This window comes from Limosilactobacillus caecicola, assembly GCF_943192935.1.
In the GTDB taxonomy this organism is placed as follows: domain Bacteria; phylum Bacillota; class Bacilli; order Lactobacillales; family Lactobacillaceae; genus Limosilactobacillus; species Limosilactobacillus caecicola.
On the sequence record NZ_CALPCI010000002.1, the window covers coordinates 355,057 to 373,020 of the forward strand.

The 17,964-nt window shown below is 45.9% G+C and carries 21 protein-coding genes; 4 read left to right on the plus strand and 17 right to left on the minus strand.

The annotated features are described in order from the left end of the window. Positions 1–4 precede the first annotated feature (4 nt). From NFR43_RS04355 to hisS, 7 genes are all read right to left on the minus strand, one after another. Positions 5–406 (minus strand): diacylglycerol kinase family protein, encoded by a 402-nt coding sequence (locus NFR43_RS04355; RefSeq protein WP_407658137.1) that lies wholly within the window; start codon positions 404–406, stop codon positions 5–7. Next, positions 384–857 (minus strand): rRNA maturation RNase YbeY, encoded by a 474-nt coding sequence (ybeY, locus tag NFR43_RS04360; protein ID WP_251546814.1) that lies wholly within the window; start codon positions 855–857, stop codon positions 384–386. Before ybeY ends, NFR43_RS04355 begins: the two co-directional genes overlap by 23 nt. Continuing rightward, positions 857–1,843, minus strand: a complete 987-nt coding sequence (locus tag NFR43_RS04365) for a PhoH family protein (RefSeq protein ID WP_251546816.1) — start codon at positions 1,841–1,843, stop codon at positions 857–859. The genes ybeY and NFR43_RS04365 overlap by 1 nt, the downstream gene beginning before the upstream one ends. Positions 1,844–2,000: 157 nt before the next feature. Continuing rightward, a complete protein-coding gene (locus NFR43_RS04370; RefSeq protein ID WP_251546818.1) occupies positions 2,001–2,450 on the minus strand; it encodes a GatB/YqeY domain-containing protein in 450 nt (149 codons plus the stop codon). A 59-nt stretch (positions 2,451–2,509) separates the two neighbouring features. Further along, positions 2,510–2,695, minus strand: coding sequence for a 30S ribosomal protein S21 (gene rpsU, locus NFR43_RS04375; protein ID WP_251546820.1), 186 nt, complete (start codon positions 2,693–2,695; stop codon positions 2,510–2,512). A gap of 124 nt (positions 2,696–2,819) precedes the next feature. After that, positions 2,820–4,598, minus strand: coding sequence for an aspartate--tRNA ligase (gene aspS, locus NFR43_RS04380; protein ID WP_251546822.1), 1,779 nt, complete (start codon positions 4,596–4,598; stop codon positions 2,820–2,822). A gap of 5 nt (positions 4,599–4,603) precedes the next feature. Continuing rightward, positions 4,604–5,896, minus strand: a complete 1,293-nt coding sequence (hisS, locus tag NFR43_RS04385; protein WP_251546824.1) for a histidine--tRNA ligase — start codon at positions 5,894–5,896, stop codon at positions 4,604–4,606. Between the two features lie 352 nt (positions 5,897–6,248). On the opposite strand from hisS, the gene NFR43_RS04390 reads away from it, so the two are divergent. Then, positions 6,249–7,115 (plus strand): N-acetylmuramoyl-L-alanine amidase, encoded by an 867-nt coding sequence (locus NFR43_RS04390; protein WP_251546826.1) that lies wholly within the window; start codon positions 6,249–6,251, stop codon positions 7,113–7,115. Positions 7,116–7,133: 18 nt separating this feature from the next. Then, positions 7,134–7,973, plus strand: a complete 840-nt coding sequence (locus tag NFR43_RS04395) for a fructosamine kinase family protein (protein ID WP_251546827.1) — start codon at positions 7,134–7,136, stop codon at positions 7,971–7,973. Positions 7,974–8,034: 61 nt separating this feature from the next. On the opposite strand, the gene NFR43_RS04400 is transcribed toward NFR43_RS04395, so the two are convergent. From NFR43_RS04400 to NFR43_RS04445, 10 genes are all read right to left on the minus strand, one after another. Then, on the minus strand, positions 8,035–8,898 hold the full coding sequence (locus NFR43_RS04400; protein WP_251546829.1) for a transporter substrate-binding domain-containing protein: 864 nt from the start codon (positions 8,896–8,898) through the stop codon (positions 8,035–8,037). An 18-nt stretch (positions 8,899–8,916) separates the two neighbouring features. Continuing rightward, the gene (locus NFR43_RS04405; protein WP_251546831.1) at positions 8,917–9,657 is read right to left on the minus strand and encodes an amino acid ABC transporter ATP-binding protein; all 741 of its coding nucleotides are present in this window, start codon (positions 9,655–9,657) and stop codon (positions 8,917–8,919) included. A gap of 12 nt (positions 9,658–9,669) precedes the next feature. Beyond that, a complete protein-coding gene (locus NFR43_RS04410; protein ID WP_251546833.1) occupies positions 9,670–10,350 on the minus strand; it encodes an amino acid ABC transporter permease in 681 nt (226 codons plus the stop codon). After that, positions 10,331–10,990 (minus strand): amino acid ABC transporter permease, encoded by a 660-nt coding sequence (locus NFR43_RS04415; RefSeq protein ID WP_251546835.1) that lies wholly within the window; start codon positions 10,988–10,990, stop codon positions 10,331–10,333. The genes NFR43_RS04410 and NFR43_RS04415 overlap by 20 nt, the downstream gene beginning before the upstream one ends. 292 nt (positions 10,991–11,282) lie before the next feature. Beyond that, positions 11,283–11,720, minus strand: coding sequence for a D-aminoacyl-tRNA deacylase (gene dtd, locus NFR43_RS04420; RefSeq protein WP_251546837.1), 438 nt, complete (start codon positions 11,718–11,720; stop codon positions 11,283–11,285). A 15-nt stretch (positions 11,721–11,735) separates the two neighbouring features. Further along, positions 11,736–13,967 (minus strand): RelA/SpoT family protein, encoded by a 2,232-nt coding sequence (locus tag NFR43_RS04425; RefSeq protein ID WP_251546839.1) that lies wholly within the window; start codon positions 13,965–13,967, stop codon positions 11,736–11,738. A 15-nt stretch (positions 13,968–13,982) separates the two neighbouring features. Beyond that, positions 13,983–14,309 (minus strand): hypothetical protein, encoded by a 327-nt coding sequence (locus NFR43_RS04430; RefSeq protein ID WP_251546841.1) that lies wholly within the window; start codon positions 14,307–14,309, stop codon positions 13,983–13,985. Between the two features lie 65 nt (positions 14,310–14,374). Then, on the minus strand, positions 14,375–15,118 hold the full coding sequence (locus NFR43_RS04435) for a 16S rRNA (uracil(1498)-N(3))-methyltransferase (RefSeq protein WP_251546843.1): 744 nt from the start codon (positions 15,116–15,118) through the stop codon (positions 14,375–14,377). Beyond that, on the minus strand, positions 15,118–16,077 hold the full coding sequence (gene prmA, locus NFR43_RS04440) for a 50S ribosomal protein L11 methyltransferase (protein ID WP_251546845.1): 960 nt from the start codon (positions 16,075–16,077) through the stop codon (positions 15,118–15,120). Before prmA ends, NFR43_RS04435 begins: the two co-directional genes overlap by 1 nt. Before the next feature lie 36 nt (positions 16,078–16,113). After that, positions 16,114–16,446 (minus strand): hypothetical protein, encoded by a 333-nt coding sequence (locus tag NFR43_RS04445; protein ID WP_251546847.1) that lies wholly within the window; start codon positions 16,444–16,446, stop codon positions 16,114–16,116. A 202-nt stretch (positions 16,447–16,648) separates the two neighbouring features. Between NFR43_RS04445 and NFR43_RS04450 the strand changes: the two genes are divergently transcribed. Together NFR43_RS04450 and NFR43_RS04455 are read left to right on the plus strand one after the other, a co-directional pair. After that, complete coding sequence (locus NFR43_RS04450; RefSeq protein ID WP_251546849.1) at positions 16,649–16,834, plus strand: hypothetical protein; 186 nt, start codon at positions 16,649–16,651, stop codon at positions 16,832–16,834. A 109-nt stretch (positions 16,835–16,943) separates the two neighbouring features. Beyond that, entirely contained in the window at positions 16,944–17,903 is a 960-nt protein-coding gene (locus NFR43_RS04455) for an L-lactate dehydrogenase (protein WP_251546851.1), read from the plus strand. Positions 17,904–17,964 lie beyond the last annotated feature (61 nt).

Sequence of the window (17,964 nt, forward strand, 5' to 3'; positions counted from 1 at the left end):
ATTATTATCCTCCTAATACTGCGATTAACCGTGGTCCGAAAATAATCAACCCCACGATCACCGCAAAAATGGCCGCAATCATGACGGTGCCGGCTGAAACGTCCTTAATTTTTTTGACATTAATGTTAAACTGATGGCCAACGATCAGGTCGCAAAAGGACTCCACCACGGTATTCATAAATTCAGCAGAAAAAACCGTAAAAATGGCCAGGAATAACCAGAGCCATTCCCACGGCAAAAGCTTCAGCCACAGGCCGAGAATTATGACAATAATACTCGCCGCAATGTGGTAACGCATGTTGCGCTCGCGAGACACCACCAGCCAAATGCCACTAACAGAATGGCGCATTGCCTGCAGTAAGCGGTGGTTTTTAGTTGTCTGTCTATCTTGTGAGTCCATAGGCATCTAAAATTTTCTCCTGTAAACTAAACATTTCTTTTTCATCAGCCGGTTGTTCATGATCATAACCGTTCAGGTGCAAAAAGCCGTGCACCACTAAAAAGCCCAGTTCACGATCTGCGGAATGGCCTAAGAAAAGCGCCTGCTCCTTCACCTTATCAATTGAAATAAAGAGGTCGCCCAAATCCTTCGGAATCATGGCTGCCATCTCCGGATCCATTACAATGTCTTCATCATCGTCATTGATTGCAAAGGAAATCACGTCCGTAGCGCGATCAACCCCCCGGTATTGGGCATTGATTTTTTTGATTTCGGGGTTACGAACAAAGGTTAACGACACTTCATCACTGTCCTTCAGTGACAACTCCTCAGCCGCAAACTGAATCAAATCCGTGGCTAACTGCCGTTGATGGTCAGTCAGCACCCCATCAGTATGGTCATACAATTCAAGATCCATTACTTTTTCTCCTGGTCAGCGTGTTCTTCATAGGCGGTAATAATCTTCGCAACGACTGGGTGACGAACGACATCCGCGGCCCCAAAGTGCACGAACTCAATGGATGAAACCCCAGCTAAGATCTTTTGCGCACTGATCAAGCCACTTCGTGAACCATGCGGCAGGTCAATTTGGGAGACATCGCCGTTAACGACCATTTTGGAACCAAAACCGAGCCGGGTCAGGAACATTTTCATTTGTGCATTCGTGGTATTTTGTGCTTCGTCGAGAATCACAAAAGCATTATCAAGGGTCCGTCCCCGCATGTAGGCTAATGGGGCAATTTCAATAACGTCCCGTTCCATCAACCGTTCTGTATGGTCAGCGCCAAAAATATTGTTCAAGGCATCATAAATTGGGCGCAAGTAAGGGTCAACCTTTTCCTTAAGGTCGCCAGGTAAGAACCCGAGACTTTCCCCGGCTTCCACCGCTGGACGAGTTAAAACGATCCGTTCAACCTCGCCCCGTTTCAATGCAGCCACGGCCATTGCAACGGCAAGGTAGGTTTTCCCCGTCCCAGCAGGTCCAATGCCGAAGGTAATGTCATTATCCTTCATGGCATGAACATATTGACGTTGGCCAAAGGTTTTGACCCGAATTGGCCGTCCTCGGCGGTCATTAATGATTTTTTCACTGTATAAATCACCAAAATATTGAAGCGTTCCCCGGTGAGCCATTTTCATTGCACTCACAATATCAGCGCTACTGATCATGATTCCCTGAGTAATCAGGTTAACCAACTCTTGTAACACATCGATTGTCAAGTGAACGGCCTCTTGTTCACCAGAAATCTTCAGTTCATTACCAAAGGGGTTAACCGTGACGTTCATTCCTTCTTCAATTAAGGAAACGTACTTATCCTGAGTTCCTAATAACCCCACTTCGACTTGTGGGTCATCAATTTGAAAACTCATGGTCATTTCTTTTGCATCAGCTGCCAAAAACATTGCTCCTTTACTGTTTTTTGTTATTATATCATAGTTTGAGCGTCCTACGAATCAGGAACGTTGTCCCAACTAATGAAGGCCCAGAATGGTTTGCAAACAACCATCTGGGCCCTCATCATTTTTTCGCAATCTATGCGACAAGTCACTGTAAATTGCATTACTTGCTTTGCAGAACCTTTTTAACTGTAGCGTTAACCACTTGGCCATCAGCCTTGCCCTTGACCTTTGGCATAATGGCACCCATGACCTTACCAAAGTCCTTCATGCTGGTGGCGCCAACTTGGTCAATCGTTTCTTCGACCACCTTTTGAATCTCATCAGCACTCATTTGTTCAGGCATGTACTTAGCCACCACGGCCATTTCCTTCTTGGTGGCATCGACGAGGTCCTGACGACCACCCTTTTCAAATTCAGCGAGGGAGTCCTTCCGTTGCTTGTATTCCTTGGCCATCAAGGCATTTTCTTCATCTGGCGTCAAGTCATGACCCAAATTGATTTGTTCGTTTTGAACCGACGCCTTTAACATCCGCACAACGCTCAAGGTGTCCTTATCCTTAGCCTTCATTGCACTAATCATGTCTTTTTTCAAATCATCTAATAGACTCATAATGATAACCTCCCTGAAGAAAAAGCTCCCGTCAACATGACTGGGAGCTTTGCATCATTTTAGTGACGACGCTTATTCTTACGCTTACGTGCCGCTTCAGATTTTAACTTACGCCGTACGCTTGGCTTTTCATAGAACTCACGCTTACGGTATTCTTGAAGAGTTCCGTTCCGTGAAACCGTACGCTTAAAGCGCCGAAGAGCATCATCTAAAGATTCATTCTTACGAACGATTGTCTTTGACATATTAAATTCCCTCCCTCCGAGCTTAAAATCGTACTGTGTTTCGACTAATTAATTACTGTCTTTACACTACGCAACTAATTATAGACAACCCTTGTTTCATCGTCAACATAAAAGTGCGCTTTTTTTAATTATTTTTATCTGCTTCGTCATCCTTGACAGCAATGTGTAATTCATCCAGCTGTTCCTGGTCAACCGTTCCTGGAGCAGCGGTCATTGGTTCGACTCCCTTGGAGTTCTTCGGGAATGGAATGACGTCACGAATGTTGTCCGCTCCCGCTAATAACATGACCCACCGGTCAAAGCCAAAGGCAAGTCCACCTTCAGGCGGCATCCCATTTTCCAACCCCTTAATGAGGAAGTTAAAACGTGCCCGGGCTTCTTCCTTAGTGTAACCAAGGGCCTTAAAGACCTTTTCTTGAACCTTTGGATCGTGGATCCGGATTGAGCCCCCACCAATTTCGTTCCCGTTCAGGATAATATCATAGCTTTGAGCGTGAGCCTTGTGAGGATCTTCGCCATCTTCCAGGTAATGCAGGTCCTCTTCATTTAGCATTGTGAATGGGTGGTGGGCCGCAATCCACTTACCAAATCCTTCATCGTATTCAAACATTGGCCAGTTAACCACCCAAAGGTAGTTCCATTGGCCTGGTTTGATCATGTCCATTTCTTTGGCAATGTCTTTCCGTAAGTAACCCAATGAGTCAGCAACCACGTGGAAACTATCCGCCACGAACAGGATCAAGTCACCTTCATTCGCACCCAGCCGTTCGTTAATTGGGTCCGCCAAGTCGTTAATAAATTTGGCAATTGGGCCATTGTACCCATCAGCAGTAACCTTGACCCAGGCCAATCCCTTGGCACCATAACGCTTAATGTATTCTTCCTTCTTAGAAATGGCCTTCCGTGAGTAGTGGTCTGCCCCACCCGGAACACAGATTGCTCGGACGTAATTACCGTCAGCAACTGTGCCGGAGAAGACCTTGAAGCTGCTGTCCTTGACAATGTCGGAAAGGTCATGAATCAACATCCCAAACCGGGTATCAGGCTTGTCAGAGCCATACTTATCCATGGCTTCTTGCCATTCCATGCGCGGGAATGGAGTTTGCACATCGACCCCTAACGCTTCCTTCATGACCCGCTTAATCAAGCCTTCGGTCATGTCTTGAATATCTTCGGCAGTAGCAAAACTCATCTCCGTATCGACTTGGGTAAATTCCGGTTGACGGTCCCCACGTAAGTCTTCGTCACGGAAACAACGGGCCATTTGATAGTACCGGTCGACACCCGCGGCCATTAATAATTGTTTAAAGAGCTGGGGTGATTGTGGCAAAGCGTAAAAGTGGCCTGGATAGACCCGTGATGGAACTAAGAAGTCCCGGGCCCCTTCAGGAGTTGACCGGGTCAAGTCAGGGGTCTCAACGTCCATAAAGTCATGGTTGTCGTAATAATTGTGAATAATGGAAGCCACCTTACTCCGGAGCTTCATGTTCTTCATCATTTCTGGACGCCGCAAGTCAATATAACGGTATTGCAACCGCAGGTCTTCACTTGCGTCGACATCGTCCTTGACTTCAAACGGTGGTGTTTGGGACTTAGCTAAAATGTGGGCTTCTTTCACTTCAACTTCAATCTTACCTGTTGGTAAATCCGGATTGATCTCTGCCCGTTCACGAACCAGCCCCCGCACTTCAATAATGTATTCACTCCGGCATTCGTTAGCTACTTGAAACGCTTCGGGATCCTGCTTTTCATCAAAAACCAGCTGCACGATTCCTTCACGGTCACGAAGGTCGATAAAGATCAAACCACCGAGGTTGCGCCGCTTAGCGACCCAGCCCTTTAAAACAACTTCTTCACCAATTTGGCTTTCGCTGGTCCGCCCAGCGTAATTTGTTCTCTTCATATTAATTACCCCTCAACATGTGCTTTGAACACTTGTCCAAAGTTGCTTAATAAGTCTGCTACTTGCACAGTGACTTCTTGACCAGTGGCCATCACTTTGAAATGGACATTGCCTTCCTCTAATTCACGCTTACCAACCGTCAGAACCACGCGGGCGTTTAAGCGGTCGGCAGTTCTGAATTGGGCCTTAGGCTTCCGACCAAGGTAATCACGGTCAGCGGATAATCCCGCATGACGAGCAGCCTCCACTAATTGGAGGCTTTCGAGGTTGGTTTCATCACCAATACCAACGACATAAATATCAAGTTGGTCTTCAACCGGCAGCTGAACCCCTTCATCATTTAGCAACAGCAATAACCGTTCTTCACCAATTCCGAAGCCGACTCCAGACAGGTCTGGGCCCCCAAGTTGTTCAACGAGGCCACTGTAGCGGCCACCACCACAGATGGTCGTGTAACCATTGCCGAGTGACTTGGCCTTCACCATCACTTCAAAGATCGTGTGGTTGTAATAATCTAAGCCCCGGACCATGTCAGGATCAACGACATAGTCAATTTCCAAAGCATCTAACATCTTTTTAACCTGTTCAAACCGGTCATGGGCTTCCGGAGTTAAGTAATCCAGGATGGATGGAGCATCCGCCACAAACTTTTGGTCCCGTGGATCCTTACTATCAAGGACCCGTAATGGGTTCTTTTCCAGCCGTTCCTGAGAATCTTCACTGAGTTCATCATAGTGGGGCTTCAAATAGTCAATCAGAGCCGTCCGGTAATCATTCCGACTCTTTTGGTCCCCAAGGGTGTTGACGGCAACCCGCAAGTCCTTCAACCCAAGTTGGGTAAAGAGCTGCAATGCCATCGCGATGACTTCGACATCAACCGCTGGATTGTCGCTGCCAAATGCTTCCACCCCAATTTGGTGGAACTCACGTTGCCGACCAGATTGGGGGCGTTCATAACGAAACATGGGTCCCATGTAATAAACCTTGTATGGCTTTTGGTATTCTGGTCCATACAATTTATTTTCATTGAAAGCCCGCACAACGCCGGCAGTTCCTTCGGGACGCAGGGCAATGTGACGGTCACCCTTATCCTTAAAATCATACATTTCCTTGGTTACGACATCGGAAGTATCACCCGCAGAGCGCGCGAAAATGTCATAACTTTCGAACATTGGTGTCCGAATGCCCCGGTAACCATATTTTTGAAAAATTTGCCGGGCCAGTTGTTCAACGTAATCCCACTTGGCAGAAGCGCCTGGTAAGATATCCGCTGTTCCTTTTGGTCGTTGATAACGCATTATGCATCCTCCTCATTAACCAATAAATAAAAAAGCACCCTTGCAAAAACAAGGGTGCAAAAAGCACGGTACCACCTTGGTATCACTCATTGATAACGTCGTCAATACGACGGGCATTGCCGGGCCTCAAAAGTGTCACTCAATCGCACCACAATGGGCCTTTCACTCTCACCCACTCGCTGGCTTGCGTGCTGATCAATCACTCTTTTTCATCGGTCATTAATTATTAATCTACGTTCATAAGGTTACTCGTCATCTACCCATTAGTCAATCTTTTTCAGTAAATCCAACCGAAATCCTTGCTTTTCATTTTGCGGATTTTTAAACTTGAACATGAAAGCTATTCCAGGAGGTGGCGGAGATTAAAAAACAACCCCTTAATAAATCACAATTGGTGGCCTGCGGGTTCATCATTGTCAGTATCTTACTCATCATCGCCTTGATCTACCGCGGTACCGTGATGGTCAATCCAGAAACCATGCCAGTCAAAAGCGGCCCCGGCATTTCCTATTCAACCGTCAAGGTCAGCAAAACCCACCGGGTTCTCATCACCGGCGAACGACATAGTTGGTACCGGGTGCGTCTTAATGACCACCAGAGTGCCTGGGTGCCAAGTTGGTTAATTCACTCGCATACGCCACTCAAAAAAAGCAATTATCTGGCCGGCGCGACAATTGCGATTGATCCGGGACACGGTGGTAGTGACAGCGGGGCAGCCTACTTCACTGATTCTTCAAAAAGCCGGTACCAGGAAAAGACTTATACCCTCGCCATCGCTAAGCGGCTCGCGCGCCAATTAGAGAAGGCTGGTGCCCGGGTGGTCATGACCCGGTCCAAGGATCGGGCAGTTGGTTTAAAAGAACGGGTCAAAATCGCCGAAAACCAGCAGGTCGACTGTTTTATCAGTCTCCACCTCAATTCTTCGCCGAACCGCAATGAGGCCTCCGGAGTGACAACCTATTATTACCACCAGAATCGCTCGAAGGTCCTGGCACGGGCCGTTAGTCGGCATTTCAGCAATCTCCCCTTGAGCAACCGGGGAATCGATTTTGGTGACTTTCTCGTCATCCGGGACACGTCTATTCCTTCGATCCTGTGTGAAACCGGCTACGTCAATAGTAAAAAAGACTTTCGCCAAATCCGCCGGCCCAGTTTTCAAAGAAGGGTCGCTCAAGATATTCGTGCTGGAATCAATGATTATTTAAAGCAAATCCAATAAAGAAAGGAAGTTTAAAGAATGGAAAATACAGTTTGGTTTGGTTCATTGCCAATTGCACCAATCTCTTCGTGGGACCCCGTCAGTGGTGGTGACATCAATGAAGCCTACCGCGTCATTTCGGAAGGAATCCCCTACTTTGTTAAGGTGCAGCCACACCACCCCAAGGAATACTTTGCTCACGAGGAGCGTGGCTTACAGGAACTTGGTAAGGTCGTTAATACCCCGACACCGATTGCCTCAGGTGAAATTGATGGTGACGCCTATCTAATTTTAAATTGGATTGATGAGGGGCTGGAAAATCAGGCTGCCTTAGGTCAAACGGTTGCTAAAATGCACCAACAGACTCATGATCAATTTGGCTTCTACACCAATCACCGTACCAAAGCATTAGTAAAGGATAATTCTTGGAACGATAGTTGGCGTGATTTTTACCTTAACCAACGATTAGCTCCAGAGATCGAAGCTGCCAAAGAGGCGGGGCGTTGGAATGACTGGCGTGACCAGCATTACCAAAAAATGACGCAAGCTTTTGATCAATACTACTCGAACCACCAAGTCACCCCCAGCCTCTTACATGGTGACCTGTGGTCAGGTAATTACATGTTTGCCCAAGACGGCACCCCCACCTTGATTGATCCGGATGCCCTCTATGGTGATCGCGAATACGACCTTGCGATGACGACCATCTTTGGTGGCTTCTCGCCCGCCTTCTACCAAGCTTACAACGATGTCTACCCGTTAACCCCTGGTTACCAAGACCGTTTACCTTGGTATCAATTCTACTACCTGTGCATGCACCTAATCCTCTTTGGCGAAACGTATGGTGCTGCCGTCGACAATATTCTGGATCGTTACTAAAATTCCACACTAAAAAATTGGCGTCTCCTTTTGATAGGAGACGCCAATTTTACATAATTATTTACTTGTTAGATGTGATAACAATGTCAGAAGGCTTAACTTCACTACCGAAGTATGGCTTCAATTCTTTATTGTAATCCTTAGTAAAGAAGTCTTCCTTGTTCAACTTAGTGATTTCTTGATTGGTCCACTTCAGCAAGGACTTGTTACCCTTCTTTACAGCTGGTGAAATGTATTGCTTTGGTCCAATGCTCTTGATGCCAACAGTATACTTCGGGTTCTTCTTAACCCATGCGTACAAGTAGGAGTTGTCATCAGCTAAAGCAGCCGCCCGGTTGTTCTTCAGAGCATTAAATTGTTGTGTCTTAGAATCAAACTTCAGGAGTGTAACACTCTTTTGGTGTTGCGTGAAGTAGTTTTCAGCAGTGGTTCCCTTCGTAACGATGACTTTCTTACCCTTTAATTGACTCACCTTGGTGATTGCCTTCTTCTTTGGAGAAACAACCCCAACGGAAACCTTCATGTATGGCTTAGCAAAGTCAACTACTTTCTTCCGTGCAGAAGTAACGGTGAAGTTAGCCAGAACAATGTCCGCTTTGTTTGAATTCAGAGTATCAACACGGTTATTAGCGTTAACTTGAACAAACTTGATCTTAACGCCCAAGTCCTTGGCCATCCGTCGCGCTAAAGCAACGTCATAACCAACACGCTTACCATTCTTGTTTACCCAACCGTATGGTGGCAAGTCACCAAAAACGGCTACCTTCAGAACACCACGCTTCTTAATGGCTTGCACTGAACTAGAATTAGTTGCGGCATTTGCCGTCGTGGTTGTTGTCGTTTGAACCACAGAAGTTGCCACTAATGATGCAACGCTAACTGTCGCAATCGCGGTCTTGATTATTTTTTTCCAATTAAATTTCATTTTCTTTCTCTCCCTTGATTAAAAATCCATACTTGATAAGAATTCTTGAGCACGTTCTGTTTGAGGATGCGCAAAGAATTGTTTACCCGGGGTCTGTTCCAAAATACGCCCGTCCTCCAAAAAGAGAACCTTATCAGCAATTTTAGCGGCAAAATTCATTTCGTGCGTCACAATAATCATTGTCATATGATCTCGATCTGATAACTCTTTAATAATTTCTAGAACTCCCCGAACCATTTCAGGGTCTAATGAGGCAGTCACTTCATCAAATAACATCACTTCAGGATGCATTGCCAACGCCCGTACAATTGCAATCCGCTGCTTTTGTCCACCAGATAGCTGGCGCGGATAAGAATCAACTTGGTCTGCCAAGTGAACCCGCTCCAACAACTCTAAGGCTTCCTTTTTCACCTCCTCTCGCGGTCGTTTTTGGACCTTCGTTGGTGCAAGTAAAATATTATCCAGCACTGTTAAATTCGGAAATAAATCATAACTTTGAAAAACCATTCCGATCTCTTGACGTAATGCTTGCCAGTTCTTGATTGTTGGATCAATGGCCTGTCCTTTAAACGAAATGGTGCCATCTTTAAATGGTTCCAATCCATTTAAGGTACGGATCAACGTACTCTTTCCAGATCCTGATGGACCAAGTAGCGTTACCACTTCACCCTTCTTTAAATCGAAACTGATGTCATGAAGAGCTTGCCAATCACCATAGAATTTATTCAGATGTTCAACTTTTAAAATTTCATCTGCCATGTTTTCACCTACTTAAATTTCCTTTTGCTTAGCAGTCAGGTGTTTTGCCCACACCGATAATGGATAGTCAACAATGAAGTACAAAATAAAGATCAAACCATACACCCAAAAGACTCCAGTAGGATGCGATTGATTATTTGCTTCCACAATTTGTTGACCAACGTTAATGACGTCCATAATACTAATGGTCATCAACAAAGATGTCGTCTTGATTACCCGGGTTGCAAGATTAATCGTGGCCGGTAGTTCAAGGCGAAATGCTTGTGGCAAGAGTACATAACGGAAAAGTTGCCACTGTGTTAAACCTAGCGCCAACCCTGACTCACGCTGGTGTTGGGGAACTGATTCAATTGCTCCCCGCACAATGTCACTAAATTCAGCAGCTACCCACAACGTAAACGCTAGAACCGCCATCCAAGTTGCTGGCATATTGATATTAAATTGCCGTGGCAAAATGTAATAAACCAGGAACAACAACACGATCGTTGGGACAATTCTGAAAAACTCTAGATATAGCAAGAGAATGAACCTAATCAGGCGGTTACGCATGGTTCTTAATAAACCGAAGATCGTACCTAAAATTAAACCAAAAACTAACGATAATGCAGCGATCCAAACGGCAGTCCACAAGCCACCAAGGAGTCGTACAAAGTTAGTTCCTTCAAACAGAACACTAATCCCCGAATGAGCCATAACGAACCCTCCTTTCTAGCCAATCTAACAGTAGAATTAATGGAATCAAGATAATTGCATACGCGATCACCAAAACCAATAAGTATTCGTTGGAACGGTAGTACATCCCGATCAAGTCAAGTGCCGTGTTCGTGAGTTCAGGAATTGCAATCACCGAAAAAATTGATGTTTCTTTAATTAAGAAAATGACGTTCGCAGAAAATGCCGGGACACTCAAGGTGAGCCCTTGTGGCAGAACAACATACCGCGCCAATTGCCAACGGTTCATTCCCAAGGCTTCACCAGCATTAATCTGCGCTTGGCTAATGCCATTAAATCCTCCTGAAAAGCCCTCGGCCATGTAGGCACCACCAAGAAAGATCAAACCAATAATTCCACTCGCCTCTGCTGATAATTTCAACCCCATCACAGGAAAACCATAGTAGAGGAAAAACAATTGGATTAGTAACGGGGTATTCCGACCAATTTCGACATACGCACCCAAAATTTTACTAATCACCGGAACTCGGAAATACCGAACCAAACTAGTGATAATTCCAACAATTACCGAACCAATAATGCCGATTAATGATAACCAAAGGGTTAGCCGAAATCCCTTAGCAAATTCTGGCAGGCTTTGTTGGATAACATCCCAACTCATACGAATCATCATTCCTTTCTCATTTACCAAAACAAAAAAAGCCGCTAGCCAAACATGGCTAGCGACCTCATTCATTGGAGATATGGACTGCTCTTTAACGTACACTCAAAAAGCGTCCAACTGCCACCATGTCAGTTCGACTATTCATTTGAGTACACATGCAACAAGCAAATTTTTGTGAACCAAACATGGTGAAATCTCCTCTCTTGATAAAGTATGCTTATACTATAATTTCAGACTTACTAAATGTCAATAGCGAAAATTAAAAAAATCTCATTCTTTTTTAGAATCCTTATTTTTCGTACAGAATTGTGACCGGACCATCGTTTTCTAAATCGACTTTCATGTCAGCGCCAAATTGGCCCGTTTCGACATGAATCCCGGTCGCCGCCAGTTTTTGATTAAATTGCTGGTACAGTGGTTCCGCCAATGATGGCTTAGCCGCCTTGGAAAATCCTGGACGGTTACTATGCTTCACATCTGCATATAACGTAAATTGTGAGATCGACAAAATCGCCCCATCAACGTCCTTCAAGCCCAGGTTCATCTTACCTGGTTCACTTTCAAAAACTCGCAAGTTAGTAATCTTGTGGACCATATAATCAAGGGTTGCTTCATCATCATCAGGACCAAACCCAACCAAAAGCATGTATCCACGATTGATCTTACCAATCACCTGGTGATCAACGCTGACTTGGGCATGGTTTACCCGTTGCAATACTACCCGCATACTGTCGTCATCCTCCTAGTGAATTACTCGTTTCACCACGTAAACGTCTGGAATATTCTTGAGCGCGTCCATGATGATTTCTAACTGCTGGCGATTGCGAACACCCACGGAAGCGGAGATCGTTGCCAGCCGATCGTGATCAACCTTCCCGTTAACGGAAGTCAGGAAACGGGTGTTGTTGTTAATCGAATGGAGGACATCATTTAACATTCCGTTCCGGTTATACCCCTGGACTTCAATGTCAGCATTGTAATTGGTCTTATCACCATCTGGATTGCTCCAGTAAACATTAACGATCCGCTGACCACTCTTTTCTGCAGCCTTAATGTTGGGACAATCAACTCGATGAACGGAAACCCCGCGACCCCTCGTGATATAACCAACGATCTCGTCCCCTGGCACTGGACTGCAGCAATGGCTCAAACGAGTTAAGAGGTTGTCAACCCCTTCAACGATTACGCCATCGTGCCCCTTCGTGATCTTCTTTTTATCACTCTCCGAACTTTCCAGAGTCTTATGGTCCTCCAAAAGGGCCTTTTCTTCTTCTCGTTGTTTGTCATTTTTGACTTTTTCACGGAGGTCCGCTGTAAAGCGATTTTTTACCCCAACAGGAGTCACATCACCAAAACCAACGGCTGCAAAGAGGTCGTCCGCATCCTTAAAATGCATTTCGCTAGCAACCTTGGCGGTTTGGCTGGGGGTAATAAATTCTGATGGTTCAAGGCCATCTTCACGCAGTTGTTCTTCAATGATCCGTTGGCCTTCCACGATGTTCTTTTCACGATCATGCGCGCGGAAAAACTGCCGGATTTTATTCCGGGCCCGCCGCGTCGAGACAAGGTCGACCCAATCACGACTTGGTCCCGCAGAAGAGGAGGAAGTCAGAATATCAACGATATCACCGTTTTTAATTTCATAGTTTAATGGCACAATTCGCCCATTGACCTTCGCCCCGGTCGTGTGATTACCAATTTCCGTGTGAATCTGGTAAGCCATATCCAACGGTCCGGCCCCTTTGGGCATTTCAATAACGTCGCCTTTCGGAGTAAAGGCATACACCTTGTCAGTAAAAACGTCACTTTGCACACCCTGCATAAATTCATCGGTGCCGTGACTCTCACTGCGCATTTCCAAAATTTCCTTCACGACATTCAATTTCTGACTGTCGCGGGTGGCTTGAACGCCGTTGGTCTTACCTTCTTTGTAAGCCCAGTGAGCTGCAATCCCGTATTCAGCCACTTCGTGCATATGATGCGTCCGAATTTGAATTTCCAAAGGACGGCCTTCCGGACCAATTACCGTCGTGTGCAGTGATTGATAGCCATTGGCCTTCGGCATCGCGATATAGTCCTTAAACCGTCCCGGCATTGGTGTCCAGGTGGTGTGAATCGCCCCCAACACGGCATAGCAATCACGAATGGAGTCAACCACCACCCGAACCGCCAGCAGATCATAAATTTCACTGAATTGCTTGTGTTGGGTCACCATTTTACGGTAAACGGAGTAAATATGCTTAGGCCGTCCATAAATCTCCACATTAGGGCCTAAGTCAAGGTCCGCCATGGCCTTTTGGACTTCTTTAATGGCTTCATCAATGTAAGCGACCCGTTGGTCACGTCGGGAATGCATCAAATGGACAATCCGGTAGTATTGTTGCGGGTTAAGGTACCGCAAAGAGAGATCTTCTAGTTCCCACTTGATCGTACTAATCCCAAGGCGATCAGCAATTGGTGCATATATTTCCAGCGTTTCGTTGGAAATGCGGCGTTGCTTGTCCGGACGCAAATGACTCAGTGTCCGCATATTATGTAAGCGGTCCGCCAATTTAACGATCATCACCCGAATATCCTTGCTCATGGCGAGCAGTAATTTCCGGTGAGTTTCCGCCATTTGTTCCTTATTGGATTTATAGTGGATCTTGCTAATTTTGGTGTCACCATCTACGATCAGGGCAATCGTCGGCCCAAAAATTTCCCGAATATCATCCAGAGTGGCGCCAGTATCCTCCACAATATCGTGCATATAGCCAGCACAAACCGTTTCTGGATCCATCCGCAATTCAGCTAAAATCCCGGCAACTTGAATTGGGTGAATAATGTATGGTTCCCCTGATTTGCGCACTTGATCATGGTGCGCCACTTCCGCAAAGTGGTAGGCTCGTTCAACAAGTGCGACATGCTCTTCATTCATATACGAAGAAATCATTTTCTTGACATCTTCGTGAGTAAGTTCTTTGACTTTTGACATTTTCACCCCTCCTCACTAGGCGTTGCGTTTCATTGACCAGGCTAAATAGCTCACTCCTAAGTAAATTAATGCAAAGTACCACATGTAATGGGGCGTAAAGAAGTAACCGCCAATCAGGTAAAGGATTGGGAACACAAAGAGCTTCTTCCATGCTCCCGCTTCCTCGCTGTAATGCCGGCCGAGCCAAATACTAAAGCCGCCATTGATAATAATCAGGTCGAGCCACATCATTGTAACCCGTGAGATAAATGGTAGCTTAGCAAATAAGGCGGTGAGGACCACCCCAATTACCAGGCAGGCCAATAAAAACTTCCAATCAATTTTTCGTCCAACTGCTTTCATGCACATTCCTTCATTCTTCTCAATTTAATGGATTAATTTTATCACATCTTAACTTGACCGAGCAGTTAACTTAACTCTAAAGCAAAAGAAACTGCCGCCATGAAATATAGCGGAGCTGTTTCGGTCCGTAAAATTCGGGGTCCAAGTCCTACCGGCACGGTATCAGACTGTTCCATCACAGCAATTTCTTCAGTCGTTAGCCCGCCCTCAGGGCCAAAAATAGCTAACCACCGATCTCCCGACTGTGCCTGTCGCAGCAATTGAGCCAAGCGGCTTTCTTCGCCCTGTTTGGCAGACTCTTCCCAGGCCACAACCCGTTGATCAGTAGGAACCCGCTCAAGAAGCGTTTTTAAATCCGGTAAATAACTCACTGATGGAACCCGGTTCCGGTGCGACTGTTCTGCTGCACCGTCAGCAATTTTTTGCAAACGGGCAACCTTTTTAGCCTGCTTCTGACTATTCCAATGGCTCACTGAGCGTGCGGATTCAAAGAAGATAATGGCATCCGCCCCCATTTCCGTCCCCTTTTGCACAATCAGTTCCGGCTTATCCTTCGTCTTCGGCAAACCACAAGCTAGGGTAACGTGGATTGGCAATTCAGCGTCCTGATCTAACTGCTCGATTAATTCCACCGTAGCGGGTTCAAGTTGAGTTAGTTTGCTCCGATAAACCCGTTGGTCATTCAGGACGATTTCACACTCTTCACCACCTTGAGCACGCAGCACCGTCACAAAGTGGTGCGCCACATCATCCGGCAGCACTAATTGGTGATTAGCTGGCGTCGGTTGGTCAATTAAATACCGTTGCATTATTCGTCCTCCGCTGGTTTGTGTGCGATAATGCCATACCAATCCTTCATTCGTAGGGTTTCGTCAATAATAAAGCCCTGTTGTTGTTCAGCATCACGGACCTGTTCAAACTTGTCCTTGATAATTCCGGAAGTCAAAAAGTTGCCACCAGGCCGCAGGTTCTCAAACGCTTGGGGAATCAGGGGCAAGATGATTTCTGCCAAAATATTGGCCACAATCACGTCCTTTGGGGTATGAATGCCGTCTAACAAACTATTCACACCCAACTGGACTTCCTTGGCTGCGGGATTGAGCGCCACGTTCTTTTTGGCAGATTCAACTGCCACATGGTCAACATCGTAACCCGCCACATCGCCAGCGCCCAGCAACTTGGCAGCAATGGCCAAGACACCAGAACCCGTCCCAACGTCAATCATTGATTCACCGCCCATGATCACAATCTCTAAGGCTTGCAACATTAACTGAGTCGTCGGGTGTGTTCCCGTACCAAAGGCCATTCCCGGGTCTAGGACCAATAATTGTTCATGCGGGTGGGTTGGTTGATATTCTTCCCATTCCGGTACAACCGTCAAATGACTCGTGACCCGGACCGGGTGGTAATATTTCTGCCAGGCCGTTGCCCATTCCTGGTTGTCAATCGTGGCACTAGTCACCCGCGCTGGTGCAGGATCGAGGTCAAAAAGACTTAATTGGTTGACGCGTTGCTGAATTTCATCCACTAGCTCCGGCACAAATACTTTGGGTGGAAAGTAGCCGGTCACAGCGGCCCCCTCTTTTCGGTGTGGCAAAGTTGCCGGGTCAACAATCTCACCATAAAGGCCATACTTACCCGGTTTGAGTTTCGCAAAATCAGCGGCATCGTCGATTTTAACCCCTGTTGAACCCAGGTCCGTTAAAATATAACTAACGGCTTCAACGGCTTCGTTTGACGTTTCCACCGTAATGGCTGTCCAATCCATTTTTTCACGCTCCTTTTTGTTATAAAAAAGGCGACCTTAATCGTCGCCCTTTGCATGTTCAACATTTTCCTTTGTGGAACATTTTTTATCCATTTTCTTGGCTTCACGCTTGCGGGCCTTCTTTTTTTCGAGGTGTTCCGTGAGGTAAAGGATCAGATCGTTTTCCGTTTTAAAAATCCGGGGGTGGTGCTGGTGATGAAGCCGCACATCAATTTCGTTGATTTTTAGGCGGCCCGTCCAGGTATGAGAATAACGGATAATTACCCGGTTGTTGAGCTTGTGTTTGCCAAATCGAAAGACATAAACGTGTTCCGGCGTCATCATTGGCCGGATATATTCTTTCTTATAAGTTAAATCATTATCGCGCATGAATTGCTTGGTCCGATTTAAAATGGTAACCACCTCCCAACTTTTTTGATTTGACCATTGCTAATTAAACTATATTCTACCACAGGGTCCCCATTGACAAAAGGTAGAGAAACTAAAGATCTCTTAAAACTATTCAAAAACAAATCTCCTTTTCAATTCATATTGATATAATATTTAGCAAATATAGAAAGGAAGAGATGCAATGAGTTTATTGATTGGGCTGATTGCCCTTTGGATCCTCTGGAAACTATTCAAATTTTCCCTCTGGCTCCTCAGCTTTCTCATTATCGTAGCCCTCGTTGGCTTCTTCATCAAGGCCCTCTTAATTCCCGCCATCGTGTTAATTGTTGGTGGCTTAGCAGTCGGCTTCGGCTCGATTTTTCACTAAAACCCTAATTCGCTAATGACGGTAATTGTCATTTAATGTTATAATTCAAAGATGTAAACGGTTGGTCATTTTGATCAGCCTAATTTTTTGAATGAAAGAGAGTGTTTCTATGTCAAAGAATCATCAAAAAGTTGTTCTTGTTGGTGACGGTGCCGTAGGTTCAAGCTACGCTTTCGCCATGGCTCAACAAGGAATTGCTGAAGAATTTGCAATTGTCGATATCGTCAAGGATCGGACGAAGGGTGACGCATTAGACCTTGAAGATGCGACCCCATTTACGGCTCCAAAGATTTTCTACTCTGCTGATTACGACACTTGCAAGGACGCCGACTTGGTCGTTTTGACAGCTGGTGCCCCACAAAAGCCAGGTGAAACCCGTTTGCAACTGGTTGACAAGAACCTGAAGATCATCAAGTCTTGTGTTGAACCAATTATGAAGTCCGGCTTCGACGGTGTCTTCTTGGTTGCTGCTAACCCAGTTGACGTGTTGACCTACGCGGTTCAAAAGCTTTCTGGCTTCCCACGGAACAAGGTTGTTGGTTCTGGTACTTCACTGGACTCAGCTCGTTTGCGTGTTGCTTTGGCAAAGCTCTTTGATGTTAGTCCAGTCGACGTGGAAGCTAACATGATGGCTGAACACGGTGACTCCGAATTTGCTGCTTACTCTAGCGCCAACATTGGTGGTGTTCCTGTTCTGGACCTTGCCAAGGAAAAGGGCGTTTCCATGGACGAATTACTCAAGATCGAAGACGACGTTCGGAAGAAGGCCTACCAAATCATCAACTTGAAGGGGGCCACTTTCTACGGTGTTGCTACTGCCCTCACCCGGATTTCACGGGCCATCTTGCATGATGAAAATGCCGTTTTGCCAATCGGTGCGCCATTGAACGGCGAATACGGTTTGAAGGATATCTACATTGGTACTCCTGCTGTGGTTAACGCCAACGGTGTTGCCCAAGTATTGGAAGTTCCTTTGGACGACCGTGAAAAGAAGGCCATGGCTGATTCAGCTAAGACCTTGGAAGAAGTTGCTAAGAACGGCATGGCTAAGTTACAAGGCAACGCCTAAGTTTTACGACTTCTGACCAACTAAAAAAGACGATGAATCAAATGATTCATCGTCTTTTTTA

Coding starts and splice junctions, on each gene's coding strand:
- NFR43_RS04355 (WP_407658137.1), bottom strand. CDS start 406: ATGCCTATGGACTCACAAGATAGACAGACAACTAAAAACCACCGCTTA.
- ybeY (WP_251546814.1), bottom strand. CDS start 857: ATGGATCTTGAATTGTATGACCATACTGATGGGGTGCTGACTGACCAT.
- NFR43_RS04365 (WP_251546816.1), bottom strand. CDS start 1,843: ATGTTTTTGGCAGCTGATGCAAAAGAAATGACCATGAGTTTTCAAATT.
- NFR43_RS04370 (WP_251546818.1), bottom strand. CDS start 2,450: ATGAGTCTATTAGATGATTTGAAAAAAGACATGATTAGTGCAATGAAG.
- rpsU (WP_251546820.1), bottom strand. CDS start 2,695: ATGTCAAAGACAATCGTTCGTAAGAATGAATCTTTAGATGATGCTCTT.
- aspS (WP_251546822.1), bottom strand. CDS start 4,598: ATGAAGAGAACAAATTACGCTGGGCGGACCAGCGAAAGCCAAATTGGT.
- hisS (WP_251546824.1), bottom strand. CDS start 5,896: ATGCGTTATCAACGACCAAAAGGAACAGCGGATATCTTACCAGGCGCT.
- NFR43_RS04395 (WP_251546827.1), top strand. CDS start 7,134: ATGGAAAATACAGTTTGGTTTGGTTCATTGCCAATTGCACCAATCTCT.
- NFR43_RS04400 (WP_251546829.1), bottom strand. CDS start 8,898: ATGAAATTTAATTGGAAAAAAATAATCAAGACCGCGATTGCGACAGTT.
- NFR43_RS04405 (WP_251546831.1), bottom strand. CDS start 9,657: ATGGCAGATGAAATTTTAAAAGTTGAACATCTGAATAAATTCTATGGT.
- NFR43_RS04410 (WP_251546833.1), bottom strand. CDS start 10,350: ATGGCTCATTCGGGGATTAGTGTTCTGTTTGAAGGAACTAACTTTGTA.
- NFR43_RS04415 (WP_251546835.1), bottom strand. CDS start 10,990: ATGAGTTGGGATGTTATCCAACAAAGCCTGCCAGAATTTGCTAAGGGA.
- dtd (WP_251546837.1), bottom strand. CDS start 11,720: ATGCGGGTAGTATTGCAACGGGTAAACCATGCCCAAGTCAGCGTTGAT.
- NFR43_RS04425 (WP_251546839.1), bottom strand. CDS start 13,967: ATGTCAAAAGTCAAAGAACTTACTCACGAAGATGTCAAGAAAATGATT.
- NFR43_RS04430 (WP_251546841.1), bottom strand. CDS start 14,309: ATGAAAGCAGTTGGACGAAAAATTGATTGGAAGTTTTTATTGGCCTGC.
- NFR43_RS04435 (WP_251546843.1), bottom strand. CDS start 15,118: ATGCAACGGTATTTAATTGACCAACCGACGCCAGCTAATCACCAATTA.
- prmA (WP_251546845.1), bottom strand. CDS start 16,077: ATGGATTGGACAGCCATTACGGTGGAAACGTCAAACGAAGCCGTTGAA.
- NFR43_RS04445 (WP_251546847.1), bottom strand. CDS start 16,446: ATGCGCGATAATGATTTAACTTATAAGAAAGAATATATCCGGCCAATG.
- NFR43_RS04450 (WP_251546849.1), top strand. CDS start 16,649: ATGAGTTTATTGATTGGGCTGATTGCCCTTTGGATCCTCTGGAAACTA.
- NFR43_RS04455 (WP_251546851.1), top strand. CDS start 16,944: ATGTCAAAGAATCATCAAAAAGTTGTTCTTGTTGGTGACGGTGCCGTA.